This is a genomic window from Aerococcus agrisoli (genome assembly GCF_003797145.1).
Classification (GTDB): domain Bacteria; phylum Bacillota; class Bacilli; order Lactobacillales; family Aerococcaceae; genus Aerococcus; species Aerococcus agrisoli.
The window spans coordinates 56,597-75,923 of sequence record NZ_RKMG01000004.1 but is presented as its reverse complement, the minus strand read 5'-3'; the positions used below and the strand labels follow the sequence as shown (position 1 = coordinate 75,923).

Below are 19,327 nucleotides of genomic sequence, written 5' to 3'. Positions count from 1 at the left end.
AAATTTACTTACGATCAGGTTCAATGACTGTTGCGACGATGACTAAGCCGATAAGCGTAAAGGCTGCCATGAACCATAATGCTGCATTAAAGCTAGATGATAAGGCGACGATAATGGACAAACCAATCGGTCCCCCAATTTGGTGCATGGTATTCGTTAACCCGCTAGCGACACCTGCTAAGTCATCACTAGCACCGTGAACACCGGCCGAAGTGATAGGTGCTAGAATTAACCCTTGCCCGATACCTAAAATGATCATAGGCAGAAAAATTGCCACCCAGTATCCTTTGCTCGTATCTGAAAGTGCCATCAAAATCAACCCAATAGCGAGTATAATTTCTCCAGCCAATAGTACGCGTTTGTTCCCAAATTTACCGATATAACGGGGCAATTGCATAGCAACAATAAAGTTTACGATAGTTAGGGGTAAGAAGGCCATACCGGATGCTAAGGCAGAAAAGCCATATGTGGTCTGCATCATTTGTGGTAAAAAGAACCAGAAAGGTAACATAGTCATCATGAATAATAAGCGCCCTAAGTATGCACCAGCACTGGTTTTATTTTTGAATAGAACCAAAGGTAATATAGGATAGGAAATCCGTTTTTCCCAAAAGACAAATAGGACTAAAATAACTAAACCTGCCAATAAGATAAGCCAATTTTCTTCAGTCAATCCATAAATCAAGCCAACTAGTCCAAGAATTGAAAGCAAACTGCCAAGGTAATCGATTCGCATTGATTTGCCTTCCGTTTCTTTCACATGTTTCCATGTTAAGTAGATTAATACAATTGTAAAAGGCACATTAATCAGGAAACCGGCCCGCCAAGAAATCAAACTGGTTAAGCCACCACCTACTAATAATCCGACACTAGAACCAATTCCTGCGGTCGCACCATAGTATGAAATCGCCCGTTGTCGCATGTCACCCTTATAGGCATCCATAATTAGTGCGAGCGTTGTTGGGGCAATAATAGAAGATCCAATCCCTTGAACCGCACGCATTAAGATAACAACGATTGGTGATGTTGAAATACCTATGATTAGAGAACTAAGACCAAATATGGTTAGCCCAATTAAGAAAATACGTTTACGACCTAGCAAATCGGATAATCGTCCACTTAAGAGTAAGAATCCTCCGAAAGTTAAGGTATAAGCACTAGAAATCCAGGATAATTGCCCTGCAGATAGCCCTAAACTTTGGCCAATTTGAACAGAGGAAGTAAAAATAATAGAATTATCCATTAATATAAGGAAATACGATAGAAGCGTAATCGGTAAAATTACACCAAATTTTTGTTTCGACATATCGTCACACCTTTAAAATTTATTTTTTTCAAGTTTTGATAAAAATACTGCCAACTCTTTCACTACTGCATCTTTCCGCTCACCTTGAATTGCTAACATAATACCCTTGCCTTCTTGACCACCTTGTGTCGTGAAACCCTCTACTACATTTGCACCCTTAGCTTCACTTGCAATCTGGCGAAAAGTAGACCCTGGTCCATATCCGGCATTAGTATTAAATGGAATGATTGTTTTACCCGAAAAATCATTTGCCCTTAGAAAACTGATGATGACTTGTGGTAAAGCCATATTCCAAGTCGGTGTGCCTAGAAAAATACGGTCGACACCCCTTAAATCTGGCAACTCAATGTTGAAGGCAGGTAATATATGCCCATTTTGTTCGGCGACATGTTGGTTCACTTCAGCACGATAATTGCTTGGTCTTGCTTGTGCCGTTTCTAGCTTCACCAAACGACCAGCAACCTTTTCTTGAATGAGTTCAGCCACAGCTTGTGTGTTTCCTGAACGACTGTAATAAATGATGAGGTCTTTTGAGTTGGACAAAATGAGCACTCCTTTCAATGCGAATTTTTCTTAAAAAAATACGGTACCAAGACTTGCTTGGCACCATACTTTTTCATCAAGAGGCTTAATAGAAGTCAGGTTTTGCTTTGTATTCGGAACCTGGTTCCCATAGACCAATGCTGGCACGAGTGTCATTACGCTTGCCTGTGATGTTGTCTAATACGAATTGTGCGATAGCTTGACGGGTGATTTGCGCGCCTAAGAAGTCTTCGCCTTTAGGGCTAGCGACGTAATCTGTCCGGTCACCGTTGTATAACCAAGTCATGCGCATATAGAGATAATCTAAGTCACTCGCTTCAAGACTCTCGTTACCACGTCCTTTAGCGATTCGACTACCTAGCATGCGAGCGTTCCATGTGGCAAAGGGTTCTGCTACTTCTCCGTAAACGGCTAACACACCGGCTTGAATGATACGTTTAATACCTGTTTGGTTCATTGCTTTAATCACTTGATCGGTCACAGCTTTATCATCAAAGTTCATATAGACGATATCTTGACCTTCCATCGCGTTCACTAGGTCAGATAGGTTGCTGGCATCACCTGAAATTTTTGTGACATTTTCGTAAGGCAATTGTGCTGCCCGACGACCAAATAAAGTGAGATGTGCATCCGTTTCTTTTTGCAATAAAGGAATCAGGTAACGAGGGATTTGCCCCCCTGCGCCAATAATTAATATATTTGTCATATGTCCTCCCTGTATCTTAAAAAGGGTAAAATTAAATTATTTAGTATAGCCCATGAACCATTCAACTTGTGCCGGTGCTGCATGATCAAAGAAGGCTGATTCATCCATATCAAGACCTTTGATTGTTTCCATATCTTTTTCTGATAACTCAAAGTCAAAGATATCAATATTTTCTGCCATACGTTCTGGACGGACTGATTTTGCTAAAACGACAATACCTCGTTGAATTAACCAACGTAAAACAACTTGTCCTACTGTTTTACCATATTGTTGGCCTACTTCAGCCAATACAGGATTTGTAAATAAATCATGACGACCTTCTGCAAATGGTGCCCATGCTTCGACTTGTACACCATATTTTTCATGCCATTCTTGGTCTTCTTCACGTTGGTACCATGGGTTCACTTCGATTTGGTTGATTTGTGGTTTTACATCATTTAAACTTGCAAACTCAATCATTTTGGCTGAAGAGAAGTTAGAAACACCGATAGCGCGTAATTTACCAGATTTTTGCGCTGAGGTTAAAGCACGCCAAGCACCATAGCTATCTCCGTATGGTTGGTGAATCAAATATAAATCTAAGTAATCTAAGCCCATGACATCTAAAGACTGTTGAATAGTCGCTGCTGCGATATCCTCAGGTGTTTGTCCGATGAATAATTTTGAAGTCACAAATAATTCTTCACGGGTAACCAAACCTTCATCAATAGCACGTTTGATACCTTCACCAGTTTCTTTTTCATTTCGATACAATAAAGCTGTATCGATAGAACGATAGCCTGCTTTAATCGCTTGATATACTGCTTCAGCTGTTTCTTCCGCAGGGATTTGGTAGACACCAAAACCTAATTGTGGCATTACAACACCGTTGTTTAAGGTAATATTTTGCATTTTAAATTGCTCCTTTTCGTGTGCTTGAGTTTCAATTAGCTATATATAGCATAAACCTTGAAGTGGACTCCAAGGCAAGCCTTAAGAATCATTAAAATATTATTTTTTTCGTTCCCATAATTTTTCAATTTTATCAGGTGTCATATTACCTTCTTTAAATTGGGCAATATGTTGGTCATAGGTTTCTATTTTATAGATCAATAATTCCCTGACATCTTTAATTTCTGCCATCTTCGCATCCAACTCTTCTAATTGGTCAGCTAGAATTTGTTTTTGTGCATCTTCAACATTTTGCGTTTCTCTTAATTGAGACAATTGCGCAAATTCAATTAATGATTCAATGGACAAACCTGCGTTTCGCAAACTTTTGGCCAAATAAACCCAGTTTAGATCCCGTGTTGTATACTCACGATAACCACTTTCATTTCGTGTTACCGGCGGAATAACCCCCACACGTTCATAGTATCTTAGTGTATCTGTCGTTAAATCAAAAAGTTCAGCAGCTTTTTTGATATTCATCCGGATGACCTCCTTCCTCTATTGCTATGACCCTATCATAAACCTTGAAGTGGACTCCATAGCAAGCAATATCGATAAAATATTTGTAAAAAAGAAAAAACCACACGCAATCAGAGATTTCTCTCCTTTGCATGTGGCATTATATTTTTTACATAAATATAAAACTAATCAAAATCACTTGTATCAATAATGGTTGTATTATCTGTCATTTGACCATCTTGGAATTCTTGGATAAAGACAGGCGCATCGACAATATTGTGGTCTTCATCAAATGAAATTGGGTAAGCAATCCCATCAAAAGCATCTGTTGCTTCAATCGCATCGCGAATAGCTGCTGGATCAGTGGTATCTGCACGATCAATAGCATCCATAATCATATTTACCGCATCAAAAGCTAGCGCAGAATACATATCTGGTTTAACCCCAAATTTATCTGTATATGCTTGCTCAAAATCTTTGACATCTTGGTCAGCGTCGTCTGAGAAAACAAAGTTAGCAACATAATACACATCATCCATATTGGCTTCACCAGCAAGTTGCGTTAGATTATCATTGGCAAAACCATTTGGTCCAACAATCACTGTATCAATACCCATTTCACGTGCTTGCTTAATAATAGTTCCCGCTTCTTGGTAGAAACCAGCAATGAAAATAACATCCACGTCCGCCGCCTTCACATTCGTCAAGATTGACGTGAAATCTGCATCACCCGATACATATGACACATCAATCACCACATCGCCCTCAAAGACCTCATGATAAACGGTCGCCAAATTTTGCCCATAATCCGTCGCATTATCTTTCAAAATAGCTGCAGTTTCATACCCTTGTTGGTTGGAAAAAGTAGCTATCGCCGATCCTTGTGTTGTTGCATCGATATTGGTTCTAAAGAAGTAATCATACACTTCATCCGTCTCTGGATTAATGGTTGCACCATCAATGGTAGTGGATGCTGAGACCAATGTTACGCCTTTACTTTCTGCAATCGGTTGTGCTGCAAAGGTATTCCCAGCAGTATCTGGACCAACGACAACAGACGCACCTACCTGTTCCACCAAGTAAGACATGCCCACAGAAGATTCAGCTGGCTCACCTTTATTGTCAAAATTACAATAGACAACCTCACGACCATCAATACCACCTTCAGCATTTCGTTGTTCAACAGCTAATTGGACTGCATTATCCTGCGCTACCCCATAGGCAGATGTATCCCCTGTTAAAGCCCATAGACCACCAATGTTGACCACATCACTATTAGCCGCATTCGTAGCGTCAGCTGTCGTTGTCGCTGATGTCACACCGGAACAAGCCGCTAACAATAACCCTGTAGCACCGATACCCATCAATTTGGTGATTTTACCTGTGTGTGCTGCCATCATTTGTCCAATTACTGTCATTTTTCCCATTATATACCTCCAAAATTCAATGCCACAACCAAACAACAACAAGTGTCTTTCCCTAAAAGTGACCAACAAAAAAGCGGTGACCACCTGGGCCACCGCCTTAGCTAGGGCCCGTATCTTCTCATGAAGAAGAGGACCCTGTTCACTTACACAGAATCCTACCTAGCTAATAATAATAATAAGGCTTGATGTTGCACTGATTCAGAAAATGCCTGAATGTTATTTAGATGATTCATTACACTTTCCTCCTCAATATCTATCAAATCCACTTGTTTTCTTTCAACACATTCAATATATCAGAATTCTATGAGAAAAACAATAGAAAGATTAAAATTTACTCATTTTTATTAAATGACTTTTGAAAAACGGTTAGGACAAAAGCTAATCAAAAAGCTGACCTATCACTAGGCCAGCTTGCTTGAAACAGATTATTTATTTAAGATCTTCATGAATTGTTCACCAGTAATGGTTTCTTCTTGAATTAAGTATTCCGCTAATTCATCTAGTTTTTCACGGCTATTCATTAAGATTTCACCAGCTTCTTGGTGGGCACGTTTGATCAAGGAAATGACTTCTTGGTCAGCTTTTTCTGCTGTACCGCCAGATATTTGAAGTTGCGTGTTGTCAGAAAGGTATCTATTGGTTTGCGTTTCCAATTGCATCATGCCGAAGGTGTCTGACATACCGTATTGGGTTACCATAGCACGGGCAATTTTCGTCATTTTTTGAATATCATTTGACGCACCGGTTGTGATTTGACCGAAGACGACTTCTTCTGCCGCACGACCACCAGCCAAGGTCATTAATTGGTTATACAATTCTTGCTTAGTATATAATGACTTCTCGCCACTTTCCACTTGCATGGTGTAACCTAAAGCACCGGATGTACGTGGGATAATCGTAATTTTCTCCACTGGTGCGGAGCCAGATTGTTTTGCTGCAACCAAGGCATGACCGATTTCGTGGTATGAAACGATACGGCGTTCTTCAGCAGATAAAATATCATTTTTCTTGATTTGACCTGCCAAGACAACATCCACTGATTCATCCAAATCAATTTGCGAGATTTCAGTGTGGTTGTTACGAACAGCGCGTAAACCTGCTTCGTTAATAATGTTTGCTAAATCGGCACCGGATGCACCTGCTGTTGCGCGAGCGATGTAACGGTAATCGATGTTGGCACCCATTTTGTAGTCTTTGGCGTGGACACGTAAAATTTCTTCACGGCCTTTTAAGTCAGGCAATTCCATAGAAATTTGACGGTCAAAACGACCTGGACGTAACAAGGCTTTATCTAATGATTCAGGACGGTTAGTAGCAGCAAGAATAATAACACCCTTGTCACCTTCGAACCCATCCATTTCAGTTAGTAATTGGTTTAAGGTTTGTTCTCGTTCATCGTTAGTTGACATGTTATTTTCACGAGATTTACCGATTGTATCAATCTCATCGATGAAAACAATACATGGGGCTTTTTCATTGGCTTGTTTGAATAAGTCACGTACTTTCGCAGCACCACGACCAACAAACATTTCAACGAATTCAGAACCAGCGATTGAGAAGAACGGCACATTGGCTTCACCCGCAACGGCTTGTGCCATCAAGGTTTTACCAGTCCCTGGAGGTCCCACTAATAAGACACCACGAGGCGCTTGGGCACCAATGGCTTTATATTTCTTAGGATTTTTCAGGTAATCAACAACTTCTTCTAAGGATTCCTTCGCTTCATCTTGACCAGCCACATCTGTGAAAGTTCTTGAATTATCTGACTTCACATAAATCTTAGCATCTGATTTACCAAAGTTCATCCCACCGAATCCGCCACCACCAGATAAGTCGATTTTTCCATCATTACCACCTGTTAAACGGCGCATCAATTTACCCATTAACCAGTAAATAATGGCGAATGGTAAGATGAAACTCAATAAGAAGGACACGATTGGTGATGTAGGACGGTAAATTTCTGTCGAATAAGTAACATTATTTTCTTCTAGACGTTCCACTAATTGTGGATCATCCACTTTACCCGCCGTGTAAGCTTGGGTTTTGCCATCCTCTTCGGTTGTCCATGTCACATCGTATGTATTAATATCTACATTTGTTACACTACCTGCATCAACTTGACTGACAAAAGTTGAATAAGGCACTTCTTTTACCTGCATATTGGTAACGGCAGGTATCAGCAAGTTTAAACCGAAAATGATAATCAAAATCAGCCACATGGAATTGAAGAAATTAAAATTATCGCCAAATTTCCCGATCCCAGACCGTTTTTTCTTGTCTTTATTTTTTTGTGATTTGCTCATATATACACTCCTGATCATTTAATATTTTAAACAACACGAGTTCTTTATTAGCCAAAAAATTAGCTTTATTTCAACTACATATATATTATATACTAAGCAATGTCAAATTTGGTCAAACCAAGTCTGATTTCACATAAAAACCTATTTTAAGGCTTTTCTTCACAAAATCTTCATACTTTTGTGGCGTTTATCTTATTGGAAATCTAAATATAAGTGTGAAGCTTGAATCCCTTTGTTATTGGCATATTTACCAGAAGTATACAAGTCATACTCCCCATTAATTGTATGGTAGTAAATTTGGCAAATTTCAACATTTGGGTAGATAATAATTGGCTGTAAACAATGCATCTCTAATGTCCAATACCCAGAAAAACCAACATCCCCGAAACCTGCCGTCACATGAATGTACAGACCTAAACGACCAATCGAAGAACGACCTTCAAGCATAGGTACATACTTACTCGTTTCCGTATATTCAACCGTACGCCCTAAATACAATTTACCCGGCTCTAATAAATACCCCTCTTCAGGAATTTCAATCTGTTTTAAAGTAGGCAATTTTTTCATATCCAGCACATCATCTTCATAATACGCCAACTCATTCGATAAACGTAAATTATATGAGTTCGGATTCACCTGAGCTTCATTGAAAGGCGTAATATTAATCCCCTTGCCTTGTTCTTCAGCAATTTTTTTACCTGATAAAATCATGCAATCACCCTTTACTAACTATTTTCCTCTATTATACGCATATATTCCCAAATTCAATAGTACTCTTTTTCATTTACTTTTTGGCAAAAGGACAATGCACACAAAAATACCCGCATGCAAACAAATACATACAGGCATTTTGCTTATATTTTCTGAATCATCAACACAAATATTTAATCTGAGATCACGAGCAAGGATTTAATTGCTTTACGTTCATCCATTGCTTGGTAAGCCTCTTGCACTTGATCCAAGTCAAATGATTGAGTGAAAACTTTTCCTGGATTAATACGACCATCTAGGACAGCTTCTAGTAAAATTTCACGGTCATGCGTTGTAACTGCGGCACGTCCGCCACGAAGGCCGATATTTTTCCAGAATAATTTATTGGTATCCAATTCATCAATATGTGGTACACCAACACGCCCCACAATTGATCCTGCACGACCTAATTGTACCGCCGTCTCTACAGATAATTGAGAACCAACACATTCTAGCACAGCATCCGCACCTTCACCGGTTAATTCAAGTACTTTAGCAATTCCTTCTTCACCACGTTCAGCAATGATGTCTGTCGCACCAAATTCTAGCGCTAATTTTTGGCGATCTTCATGACGACTCATCATAATAATACGGTCTGCACCAAGCAGTTTAGCACCAATAACGCCACATAAGCCAACAGCACCATCCCCGACAATGACAACTGTATCGCCCGGTTTCACTTCAGCAGATTTAGCCGCATGGTAACCAGTCGCCATCACATCTGCTAAAGTCGTAAATGATTTGAGCATATCAGCAGAATAATCACTCGGTTGACCAGGAATTTTCACTAAACCCCAATCCCCACTAACATAGCGTAAATATTCAGCTTGGAAACCAACCGCACCATTTTTAAAAGTAGTACAATCACCATCAAATCCAGCTTTACATGCTGCACAATGACCACAGCCATTGGTAAAAGGTACAATTACGAAATCACCTTTTTGTACATGCGTCACTGCAGATCCAACTTCTTCTACAATCCCTATCGCTTCATGGCCTACATATGATCCCGAAGCTTTTTTAGAAATACCACGGTACCACCATAAGTCTGAACCACATACACAGGCACGGACCACTTTAATAATGGCATCATGCGGGGCTTGAATTTTAGGAATCTCCGCCTCTTCAACGGTCATTTGACCAGGTTCAACGAAAACAGCTGCTTTCATTTCATCACACTCCTTTAATATTTATATAATATATACCTTGAAGCCCACTCTAAGTCAAATTATATCCTAAAAATAAAGACAATTAAGCTTAGTCTATATTTTATCTTGCATCAAAGAAGTGATATACTTTGAGTAATATTTTAAAAGGAGGAAAAACTTTGAATAAAGACAGATTAATTGCTTTTATCGATGCTATGCTTGCTATCATCATGACCCTACTTGTGATTGAGTTAGCGAAGCCAGACCCAGTTTCATTTGAAGGTTTCTGGGCTTTACGCGAAAACTTTTTTGCCTACTGTTTGTCTTATTTTTGGTTAGGTATCATGTGGATCAATTTACATAATGAATGGTATTTAGTAAGTAAGATCAATAACCGGACTATTTGGGCAACCTTAGTCATGCTATTTTTCTCCTCCTTATTTCCTTATGCTACCTCCATTGTGTCTGAAGATTTGTCGAACGCCAGTGCCCAAGTTTTCTACGGTATTATTGTATTAGCCATAACTTTTTCAAATATGGTGATGCACAGTACCGTTGCACGATTCAATGCTGATAAAGAACCCGTACATAAACAACCTTTTCGAATGAAGCCTTGGCATATAATAGATATCATCATTAAAGTGTTAGGATTAATATTGTCCGCAACTATCATGCCTCGTGCCATGTTGTATGCCCTATTTATTACCCTAGTTTGTTTAGTCATCCCTAATCAAATCAACTTTGTGCGCAAGAATATTCACCAAAACCCTGATGTCTAAGACAGAATAAAGACGCTAGGAAATGCATAAAATCTTCGATTTTCGTCCTTATAGTGTACGTTCCTATTCGCCGTGGCACCAGCGAAAGCCAAGGTCTTTCGCTTTGAAATCGAGCCAAGGTCTCGATTTCATGCTCTTTCACGGCTAAGGAACTACACTTCCAGTCCTCTAATCTCATGTAAGTAATATTTTTTAAATAAAAAAGAAGAGAACGTTTCTTTTAAAAACTGTTCTCTTCTTTTTATGTATAAGAGTAATTATTCTTCGTCCATGTCTAAGATGGCTAAGAAAGCTTCTTGCGGTACTTCTACCGAACCAATGGCTTTCATACGTTTCTTACCTGCTTTTTGTTTCTTCAATAGTTTTTGACGACGGGTAACATCCCCACCATATAACTTGGCCGTTACATCTTTACGTAAGGCTTTGATATTGGTACGCGCAATGATCTTATGACCAATTGCAGCTTGGATAGGCACTTCGAATTGTTGACGTGGAATAACTTCTTTCAATTTGATAACTAACGCACGACCACGCTTTTCAGCAAAGTCTTTGTGGACGATGATTGATAATGCATCAACAACGTCACCATTTAATAAAACGTCCAGTTTCACTAAGTTTGAACGTGAATAACCTGCCAATTCATAATCAAGAGATGCATAACCCTTGGTTGATGATTTTAATTGGTCAAAGAAATCAAATACAATTTCAGACAATGGTAATTCGTATTTCACATCCACACGAATATCATCTAGATAATCCATTGTGATAAACGTACCACGTTTACGTTGCGCAAGTTCCATAACAGCACCAACGTATTCTTGAGGCACCATGATATTTGCTTTCACAATTGGTTCTTCAATGTAATCAATTGTAGTTGGATCTGGCATTTCAGATGGGTTAGCTACTTCAACCATAGTGCCATCTGTTTTATAAATGTGGTAGATTACGGACGGTGATGTTGCAATCAAATCGATGTTAAATTCACGTTCTAAACGTTCTTGAATAACATCCATATGTAACATACCTAAGAAACCACAACGGTAACCGAAACCTAAGGCTTGAGAAGATTCCGCTTCAAACTCTAAAGAAGCATCGTTTAATTGCAATTTCTCTAGGGCTTCACGTAGATCTTCGTAGTCCGCTGAGTCTACTGGATATAGACCACAGTAAACCATTGGATTCATTGCTTTGTATTCGTCTAGTGGTTCACTAGCAGGGTTTGTTGCTAAAGTAACAGTATCCCCTACACGTGTATCTTGAATCGTTTTGATTGATGCTGTAATGTACCCAACATCACCAGCCATTAGATAGTCACGAGGAATTGGTTTTGGTGACATGATCCCCAATTCGGTAACTTCAAATTTTTTCCCATTAGACATAATTTGAATCGTATCGCCTGAACGGATCACCCCATTTTCCACACGTACACTTAATACAACCCCACGGTATGCATCGTATACTGAGTCAAAAATCAATGCTTGTACAGGTGCATCTAGGTCACCAGTTGGTGCTGGTACTTTGGCTACGATTTCTTCTAATAATTCATCGATACCAATATTTGCTTTCGCAGATGTTAATACTGCTTCAGAAGCATCAATACCAATCACATCTTCGATTTCTTGGCGGACTTTTTCTGGGTCTGCAGCAGGTAAATCGATTTTATTGATAACTGGAATGATTTCTAGGTCATTTTCAACAGCAAGGTAAACATTGGCAAGTGTTTGTGCCTCAATCCCTTGTGCCGCATCAACGACTAAGACAGCCCCTTCACAGGCCGCAAGAGAACGTGAAACTTCATAGGTGAAGTCGACGTGTCCCGGTGTATCGATTAAATGAAAAATATAGGTTTCACCATCATTAGCTTTATATTCTAATTCAATGGCATTCAATTTGATTGTAATGCCTCGTTCTTGTTCAAGATCCATAGAATCTAACATTTGAGCATGCATCTCACGTTCAGAAACTGTTCCTGTATTCTGTAAAATACGGTCAGCTAGCGTAGATTTACCATGGTCAATGTGCGCGATGATGGAAAAATTTCTAATTTTTTCTTGTCTTGCTTTCATTTCTTGGATATTCATTTTCCATCCCCCTCTAGTTTTTCAGCAATTATCATTATAGCAAAAAAGGCTTCATACCACAATATTTAGAAAGCCTCTGTGGTACGGTGACATGCTGATTGATAAAAAAGAGTCTGAGTTAAAAGTAAAAATACTTTTCTCAGACTCTTTTGTCATTTTCATAAAATAATGATATTAAGAGAAGGCATCTTTCAATTTATCGAAGAAACCTTTGTCTTCTTCACTTACTTCTGCATTTGAAGCACGTGCAAAAGCACGTAAAGAAGCTTTTTGTTCATCATTTAAGTGTTTTGGTGTAACAACACGTACAGTAACCGTTTGATCACCATTCGTATTACCATTTAATTTTGGTGCACCCTTACCTTTTAGGCGGAAACTTGTACCTGTTTGTGTACCAGCAGGCACTTTCATGTTTACTTTACCATGAACTGTAGGTACTTCTACTTCATCACCTAAAGCCGCTTGGGCAAAGTTGATTGGTAATTCGTACTTAATTTCAGCACCGTTACGTTCGAATACTTCGCTACGTTTTACACGGAAGACAACATATAAGTGTCCAGCAGGTCCCTTGTTTTTACCTTCGTTACCTTGTCCGTTTAAACGCATGCTTTGGCCATCTTCAACACCAGCAGGAACGTTTACTTTCACTTTGTGTGTTTCAGTTTCACGACCAGCACCATGACAGTGGTGACATGCTTGGTCAAAAGTTTTACCTTTACCATTACATGTATGACATACAGTTTGAGATACAACACGTCCAAGTGGTGTTTGTTGGTAAACTTTTTCTACACCAGTACCTGAACAAGTTGCACAGGTATGAACCGCTGTACCAGGCTCAGCACCTGACCCTTCACAGACATTACAGTCCACTTCGCGACGATATGAAATAGTTTCTGAAGTCCCAAAAATAGCTTCTTCAAATTCTAGATCCATATTGTATTGAAGATCATCACCTTGTTGAGGGGCATTTGGATTTGCGGTACGGCTAGAACCACCGAAGCCACCAAATCCGCCACCACCGCCACCAAAGAATTGTTCGAAGATGTCTTCAAAGCCACCGCCACCATAAGATTGGTAACCGCCGCCACCGAAGCCACCGCCACCAAATCCGCCGTCTGTTGCAGCATGGCCGTATTGGTCATAAGCAGCACGTTTTTGGTCATCACTTAGTACTTCATAAGCGTCACTAATTTCTTTGAATTTTTCTTCCGCATCCGCTTCTTTATTAATATCTGGATGGTATTTTTTTGATAATTTTCGATAGGCTTTTTTTATTTCGTCCTTAGTTGCCGTTTTAGAAACGCCAAGGACTTCATAATAGTCTCTCTTTTCAGCCACGATATACTCCCCCTTGAATGATTTTCTCGTCCATAATCATAACATAAAGAACCCTGCCCTCAAAGAAGACAGGGTTCAGTAGTGATAGATTATTTATCGTCGTCAACTTCTTCGAAGTCAGCGTCTACAGAGTTATCATCATCGTTTGAAGCACTTGCGTCAGCTTCTTGCGCTTGAGCAGCTTGTTCGTACAATTTAACTGTTAAAGCTTGAATTTTTTCATTTAATTCATCTTTCTTAGTCTTCATTGTTTCGATATCGTTAGCTTCTTGAGCAGCTTTCAATTCATCTTTCAATGCATTTGCTTCGTCGATTTCAGCTTGATCAACTTTACCTTCTAATTCGCCAGTTGTTTTTTCAACTTGGAAGATTAATTGGTCAACTTCGTTTTTAAGATCTGCTTCTTCTTTACGTTGTTTATCTGCTTCAGCATTAGCTTCTGCATCTTTCATCATACGATCGATTTCTTCATCAGATAAACCTGAGTTAGATTGGATTGTAATTTGTTGTTCTTTACCAGTACCTTTGTCAGTTGCTTTAACGTTTACGATACCATTTTTATCAATATCAAATGTTACTTCGATTTGAGGTACACCACGTGGTGCAGCTGGGATATCAGTTAATTGGAAACGACCTAAAGTCTTGTTATCTGCAGCCATTGGACGTTCACCTTGTAATACATGAACATCTACTGCTGGTTGGTTATCAGCTGCTGTAGAGAATACTTGAGATTTAGATGTTGGGATTGTAGTGTTACGGTCGATTAATTTCGTAAACACGCCACCCATAGTTTCGATACCTAATGATAATGGTGTTACGTCTAGTAATACAACGTCAGTAACGTCACCAGAGATAACCCCACCTTGGATTGCAGCACCCATAGCAACAACCTCATCTGGGTTTACAGAACGGTTTGGTTCTTTACCAGTTTCTAATTTCACCATATCGATAACCGCTGGAATACGAGTTGAACCACCAACTAAGATTACTTGGTCAATGTCAGCTTTAGTTAAACCTGCATCAGATAAAGCATTTTTCACTGGTTGTTTTGTACGTTGAACTAAGTCGTAAGTTAATTCGTCAAATTTTGCACGAGTTAATGTTACTTCCAAGTGTAATGGACCTTCAGCACCAGCAGTAATGAATGGTAAGCTGATTTGAGTTGATGTTACACCAGATAAGTCTTTTTTAGCTTTTTCAGCAGCATCTTTTAGACGTTGCATAGCCATTTTATCAGAAGATAAGTCAATACCGTTTTCTGATTTAAATTCAGCGATTAAGAAGTCTACGATAGCGTGGTCAAAGTCATCCCCACCTAAGTTGTTGTCACCTGAAGTTGAAAGTACTTCAAAGACACCGTCACCTAATTCAAGGATAGATACGTCAAATGTACCACCACCAAGGTCGAATACTAAGATTTTTTCGTCTTCTTCAGTTTTATCTAAACCGTAAGCTAAAGCAGCTGCTGTTGGTTCGTTAACGATACGGTCAACTTCTAAACCAGCAATTTTACCTGCATCTTTAGTGGCTTGACGTTGTGCATCATTGAAGTAAGCAGGTACAGTAATTACTGCATTTGTTACTTTTTCACCTAAGTAGTCTTCAGCGTAACCTTTTAAGTATTGTAAGATCATTGCTGAAATTTCTTGAGGTGTGTAGTTTTTACCTTCTACTTCTACTGTATAACCATCTTCACCCATGTGACGTTTGATTGATGCAATTGCATTAGGGTTAGTTACCATAGAACGTTTTGCTACTTCACCAACTTGGCGTTCACCATTTTTGAATGAAACAACTGAAGGTGTTGTACGGTTACCTTCTGGGTTAGCGATAATTTTTGGTTCGCCACCTTCTAGAACAGCAACTGCAGAGTTTGTTGTACCTAAGTCAATACCGATAATTTTTGCCATAATATTCATTTCTCCTTTTTTTATTGAAATCTATCAATTTTTTATGAATTGAATGTTTGGGATTAGGTAGTTTTACTAGCCAAATCCATTATATCGCAGCTATTGTGCGATAATAACCATCGCAGGTCGTAGAACGCGGTCGTTCAATTTGTAACCTTTTTGGTAAACTTGAACGATTTCGTCTGCTTGTTGACCTTCTTCAGCTGGTACAGCTGATACTGATTGGTGGAAGTTTGGATCAAAAATTTCACCTTTTGGATCAATTACTTCGATGCCCTCTTCAGCAAAGGCTTGTAACAAGCTAGCGTGAACCATTTCAATCCCTTTATGAATTGAATTAGATGCATCATCATCAACTTCGATGTCTAATGCGCGTTCCAAATTATCCACAGCAGGTAAAATCGCTTTTGCTAGATTTTGTGAACGATATTTTGCAGATGCTTCACGTTCAGTTTGGTTACGACGATTAATATTTTGAATTTCAGCAGATAAACGAATGATTTGATCTTCTTTGCTAGCTAATTCTGCTTTCAAAGCTTCTAATTCGCTAGTTTCAGTTGTTTCAGTCGTTGATTCAGTTTCTTCCTGAACCTCTGTCTCATTTACTTCTTCATCAACATGTAAATCTTGTTGATTATCATCCATATTTGTCAATTGATAGACCCCCTAAGATTTATAATTATTGTCAAGGTATTTACTCATTCCTTTTGAAATGCTTTGGAATAACTGAGCCATTCGAATATAAGACATATTCTCTGGACCTAACACAGCAAAAGTAATGATGTTACCTGAATTTTCAGTACCCATGTTGGCAGACATTAAACTCATTTTTTCCAATGAAGGATCTTTGAGCTCTTTACCTACACGAACTTGAATACCATGATCAGACGTATTAATTAGCGATGCAATCACCGCGTGGTTTTCTAACAGTTGACTTAGATGTGGGATACTAGCTCCGTCTGACATCTCTGCCAATGCAGAAAATAAATAGTTCTGACCATCTACGATCATGTCGTCACCATTAAACTGACTCATTAATCGATGAATCAAATGGTTGCTGTCTTCAGCAGAATGATTCATTTGATCAATATCACTTAAATAGTGTGTTTGCAGCCTTTGTATTACTTTCGAAAGCTCAAGACCAACAAGTTCTTGGTTCATGATTTCAGCAATACCTTCAATCAAATCTGGTGTAAGAACTGAATTAAAGTTCACTACCTGATTGCGGATGACGCCTTTATCTGTCACCAAAATAACCATCGCTTGGTCTTTCGTTAAAGAAAGCACACGAAACTTAGCTAGTCGTTGCGTAGCAATATCCGGTCCAATTGAAATTACGACATTCTCCGACAAGTTTGCTAACGTAGCAGCTGTCTTACGAATTACTTGATTCAAATCGTTATAAGGATCATTGAAGATATTTTGAAGCATTGCTTCTTCTTCTTCATCTAAACCTAAATCAATCAATCCACCAAAATATGGCATGATGTGGTTGATATAGTAACGATAACCTTGCTCTGCTGGCATTCGACCAGATGAAGCATGGGTTTTTGTAATCAGAGATAATTCTTCTAGTCTTGCTAGCTCGTTACGAATGGTCGCGGAGCTTGCATTAATTTCAGGATGTTGAGATAAAGGCTTGGAACCGACTGGCGACTGATATTTTGCATAGTAATCAATCACTGCCTGTAATATTAAACTTTGTCTTTTTGTTAACATCTTTTCACCTCATTAGCACTTAACAACTATGACTGCTAACATATTTATAATATATCACTTGATTATCCTTTTGTCAATAATAGTCAAACTTTTTTTGACGTATTTTTGACCTTTTTTACCTTATGCTGCTTTTCTATAAATTTTGAAAAAAAAAAAAACATGTTCCCTAACTTATCCATGCACATGTGGCACAAACTTAGGAGAACATATTTCATTCATTTTTTAAATTACATAAGATTACATTAATGGTAAAATCCAGTTGCCCCATGCCCAAGAAATTGGCATCACGAACAGCATCGCTGGAATCATATCTGCTGTTGGGAACATTTTTACTTTAATCATTCTAAAACCAGTTGCTAACATTAAAATACCACCAGCTGCTTGTAAATCGAGGATCATATCAGGTTGAATGAATGGGCTGATGACATTTGCTAGTAGGAAAATTAACATAAATACAATAAATTGCGGAATAGCAATAACTGACACAACATAGCCTAGCGAACTAGCAAAGATTGCTGCAGTAAAGAAGTCTAAAATTGATTTTGCAATTAATACGGAATGGTCACCAGTCATACCAGAATGTAAGCTACCATAAATACCTGACCCACTCGCACAGAACAAAACAATTACAGTTACTAATGTAGAAACAAATTCTTCTTCAGGTAAATCTACTTTTTCATTTGGAATAATCTTAGTGATTTGACGTTGCATCATCACTGCACCCTTATTAATTTTATCACCCAAATGAATAATCATACCAAAGCCTGTACCCAATACCACTGATAAAATAACAGCAGGCATGTATTTCATATTTCATTGGCACGATCGCATAAATACCCATGGCCATAGAACAGGCACCAAAAATCATATTGATTTCTACTTTAAATTTTTCAGTCAGTCTTTCACCAAACAGACCACCTACAATACCGCCAATAATAACAGACAAAACATTTACAATAATACCTACCGGCATATATAACTCTCCTCCTATTTTCATAATTTTTTGCCTAAAATACGGGCAACTCTTACAGTATATAACTTTTCCAGTGAAAAATGATTAAAAACCCGTAAGAATTATTCCCATAATACTAATATAGCAAAGAATCACCAACTTTTCAGACAAAAAAAGCGTCAAAATATCGATTCATCGATTTTGACGCTTTAATCTTTTATTTAGATAACATAGTCATCTGTATGTAGGTACTCTTTTAAGAATTGTTTTGTTCGTGCTTCTTTAGGATTGGTAAAAATGTCATCCGGTTTACCAGCCTCAACGACTACACCATTGTCCATGAAAATTACTTTGTCCGCAACCTTATGCGCAAAACTCATTTCATGTGTCACGATTACTAGAGTAGTTTGCCCTTTAGCAAGTTTTTCAATGGTTTCCAATACTTCATTGACCAATTCTGGGTCTAAAGCACTGGTTGGCTCATCAAGTAAAATAGCTTTTGGATTCACCGCTAATGCACGGGCGATGGATACACGTTGTTGTTGCCCACCTGATAAAGTAATCGGATATTGATCTTTTTGTTTCGATAATCCAACTTCATCTAATAATTTTAAGCCTAATTTTTCTGCATCCGGTTTTGACATCACGTTGTTTGAAATCAACGATAGCGTCACATTTTCCAAAGCGGTTTTATTCTTAAATAAATTATAGTGTTGGAATACCATTGCTGTTTGTTGACGCAATTGGTAAGCTTCTTCTTTTGAAATTTTTGGCGCCGTAACTTTTACCCCGTTAATTTCGATGGTACCAGATTCAGGCGATTCTAATAGGTTTAAACTTCGCAACAGTGTTGATTTACCAGATCCAGAGGGACCGATAATTGCGACAACTTCGCCTTCATTCACTTGTAAATCAATGCCTTTTAAGACCGTATTATCGCCAAATTTTTTCACTAATTTTTCTACAGTTATCATAC

16 protein-coding genes and 1 pseudogene are annotated in these 19,327 nt (G+C 38.6%); 1 reads left to right on the top strand and 16 read right to left on the bottom strand.

The window, feature by feature from the left end:
• Positions 1-4: 4 nt before the first annotated feature.
• The 9 genes from EF384_RS02260 to EF384_RS02220 form a co-directional block, all read right to left on the bottom strand.
• Complete coding sequence (locus EF384_RS02260) at positions 5-1,306, bottom strand: MFS transporter (RefSeq protein WP_123779365.1); 1,302 nt, start codon at positions 1,304-1,306, stop codon at positions 5-7.
• A gap of 12 nt (positions 1,307-1,318) precedes the next feature.
• Positions 1,319-1,849, bottom strand: a complete 531-nt coding sequence (locus tag EF384_RS02255; protein ID WP_123779364.1) for a flavodoxin family protein — start codon at positions 1,847-1,849, stop codon at positions 1,319-1,321.
• Between the two features lie 85 nt (positions 1,850-1,934).
• Positions 1,935-2,555, bottom strand: a complete 621-nt coding sequence (locus tag EF384_RS02250; RefSeq protein ID WP_123779363.1) for an NAD(P)H-binding protein — start codon at positions 2,553-2,555, stop codon at positions 1,935-1,937.
• A 36-nt stretch (positions 2,556-2,591) separates the two neighbouring features.
• The gene (locus tag EF384_RS02245; protein ID WP_123779362.1) at positions 2,592-3,446 is read right to left on the bottom strand and encodes an aldo/keto reductase; all 855 of its coding nucleotides are present in this window, start codon (positions 3,444-3,446) and stop codon (positions 2,592-2,594) included.
• A gap of 99 nt (positions 3,447-3,545) precedes the next feature.
• Complete coding sequence (locus EF384_RS02240) at positions 3,546-3,965, bottom strand: MerR family transcriptional regulator (RefSeq protein WP_123779361.1); 420 nt, start codon at positions 3,963-3,965, stop codon at positions 3,546-3,548.
• A gap of 164 nt (positions 3,966-4,129) precedes the next feature.
• The gene (locus EF384_RS02235; protein ID WP_233570011.1) at positions 4,130-5,371 is read right to left on the bottom strand and encodes an ABC transporter substrate-binding protein; all 1,242 of its coding nucleotides are present in this window, start codon (positions 5,369-5,371) and stop codon (positions 4,130-4,132) included.
• Between the two features lie 425 nt (positions 5,372-5,796).
• A complete protein-coding gene (ftsH, locus tag EF384_RS02230) occupies positions 5,797-7,674 on the bottom strand; it encodes an ATP-dependent zinc metalloprotease FtsH (RefSeq protein ID WP_123779360.1) in 1,878 nt (625 codons plus the stop codon).
• A gap of 192 nt (positions 7,675-7,866) precedes the next feature.
• Positions 7,867-8,385, bottom strand: coding sequence for a dCTP deaminase (gene dcd / locus EF384_RS02225; RefSeq protein WP_123779359.1), 519 nt, complete (start codon positions 8,383-8,385; stop codon positions 7,867-7,869).
• A gap of 173 nt (positions 8,386-8,558) precedes the next feature.
• Positions 8,559-9,593: a zinc-dependent alcohol dehydrogenase family protein gene (locus EF384_RS02220; protein WP_123779358.1), complete on the bottom strand. Its 1,035-nt coding sequence runs from the start codon at positions 9,591-9,593 to the stop codon at positions 8,559-8,561.
• Positions 9,594-9,751: 158 nt separating this feature from the next.
• Between EF384_RS02220 and EF384_RS02215 the strand changes: the two genes are divergently transcribed.
• A complete protein-coding gene (locus EF384_RS02215) occupies positions 9,752-10,351 on the top strand; it encodes a TMEM175 family protein (protein WP_123779357.1) in 600 nt (199 codons plus the stop codon).
• Positions 10,352-10,608: 257 nt separating this feature from the next.
• On the opposite strand, the gene lepA is transcribed toward EF384_RS02215, so the two are convergent.
• From lepA to EF384_RS02180, 7 genes and pseudogenes are all read right to left on the bottom strand, one after another.
• Positions 10,609-12,432 (bottom strand): translation elongation factor 4, encoded by a 1,824-nt coding sequence (gene lepA, locus EF384_RS02210; protein WP_123779356.1) that lies wholly within the window; start codon positions 12,430-12,432, stop codon positions 10,609-10,611.
• A gap of 174 nt (positions 12,433-12,606) precedes the next feature.
• Positions 12,607-13,770 (bottom strand): molecular chaperone DnaJ, encoded by a 1,164-nt coding sequence (dnaJ, locus tag EF384_RS02205; protein WP_123779355.1) that lies wholly within the window; start codon positions 13,768-13,770, stop codon positions 12,607-12,609.
• 89 nt (positions 13,771-13,859) lie between these two features.
• Positions 13,860-15,680 (bottom strand): molecular chaperone DnaK, encoded by a 1,821-nt coding sequence (gene dnaK / locus EF384_RS02200; protein ID WP_123779354.1) that lies wholly within the window; start codon positions 15,678-15,680, stop codon positions 13,860-13,862.
• Between the two features lie 99 nt (positions 15,681-15,779).
• A complete protein-coding gene (grpE, locus tag EF384_RS02195; protein ID WP_123779389.1) occupies positions 15,780-16,325 on the bottom strand; it encodes a nucleotide exchange factor GrpE in 546 nt (181 codons plus the stop codon).
• 21 nt (positions 16,326-16,346) lie between these two features.
• A complete protein-coding gene (gene hrcA / locus EF384_RS02190) occupies positions 16,347-17,399 on the bottom strand; it encodes a heat-inducible transcriptional repressor HrcA (protein ID WP_123779353.1) in 1,053 nt (350 codons plus the stop codon).
• Positions 17,400-17,636: 237 nt separating this feature from the next.
• Positions 17,637-18,372 (bottom strand): annotated as a pseudogene (locus EF384_RS02185) (DUF554 domain-containing protein).
• Between the two features lie 200 nt (positions 18,373-18,572).
• Positions 18,573-19,325 carry an amino acid ABC transporter ATP-binding protein gene (locus tag EF384_RS02180; protein ID WP_123779352.1) on the bottom strand — a complete coding sequence of 251 codons (753 nt, stop codon included), beginning with the start codon at positions 19,323-19,325 and terminating at the stop codon, positions 18,573-18,575.
• Between the last annotated feature and the right edge of the window lie 2 nt (positions 19,326-19,327).